The 420-nt window shown below is 57.4% G+C and carries 1 protein-coding gene; it reads left to right on the top strand.

Translation table 11 applies throughout. From position 1 onward, the window contains the following. Positions 1-210: helix-turn-helix domain-containing protein (locus AB1462_RS32260; protein ID WP_367249189.1), on the top strand; the 210-nt coding region annotated here is incomplete at its 5' end. Between the last annotated feature and the right edge of the window lie 210 nt (positions 211-420).

The raw sequence follows: 420 nt of genomic DNA, 5'->3' as shown, positions 1-420 counted from the left end.
CATGAGTTCCGGCTGCTCGCCTATCTGATGCACCATATGGGCGAGGTGGTTTCGCGCACCGAACTGGTCGAGCATCTTTACGATCAGGATTTCGACCGCGATTCCAACACGATCGAAGTGTTCGTCGGGCGTTTACGCAAAAAGATGGGCATCGACATGATCGAGACGGTGCGCGGCATGGGCTACCGTATGCGCGAGCCGGACGCCTGAGCGCCCGTTTGCAAATTCTACCCTGCCGCGCCTCTTAGAGCGCTTCCTGTTTTGATGGAATCACGAGGCGCCCCCCTCTGTCCTGCCGGACATCTCCCCCACAGGTGGGGAGATTGGCTGACACAACTCTCTCCGCTTTCATTCTGCAGCGTTCAGTAATTAGTGCCGAGCGTTCATGATGGGGTAATCTCCCCACTTGTGGGGGAGATG

It is taken from the genome of Pseudomonas sp. SB113 (assembly GCF_040754745.1).
Classification (GTDB): Bacteria; Pseudomonadota; Gammaproteobacteria; order Pseudomonadales; family Pseudomonadaceae; genus Aquipseudomonas; species Aquipseudomonas grimontii.
This window is presented reverse-complemented; position numbering and strand designations above follow the sequence as displayed.